At 49.0% G+C, this 249-nt stretch carries 1 protein-coding gene; it reads right to left on the bottom strand.

Features of this window, described 5'->3' with window-relative positions; all coding sequences use genetic code 11:
* Positions 1 to 249: (Fe-S)-binding protein (locus tag AAEY88_RS14860; protein WP_350563629.1), on the bottom strand; the 249-nt coding region annotated here is incomplete at both ends.

The following is a 249-nucleotide window of genomic DNA, read 5'->3' as shown; positions in this document are numbered from 1 at the left end:
GGTCAAACCCCACGACATACTTAGCACCCGTTGCCGCATGAGCTTGGGCTTTATCTTTACCCATTTTGGCCGACACCGCGCCTTCATCAACCGCAAACGTGCCGCCAAAACCACAACATTCATCAATACGAGCAGGATAGACAATCTCGAGCCCGGCAATGTTACCCAATACCGCTTCCACTTTATTAAAGCGTTGTTTACCCATTTGCTCTGTCGGCGTCGCTAAATTAAGCATACGAATACCATGAC

The sequence above is a fragment of the Psychrobacter sp. CAL346-MNA-CIBAN-0220 genome (assembly GCF_040309805.1).
Taxonomy (GTDB): Bacteria; Pseudomonadota; Gammaproteobacteria; order Pseudomonadales; family Moraxellaceae; genus Psychrobacter.
This window is presented reverse-complemented; position numbering and strand designations above follow the sequence as displayed.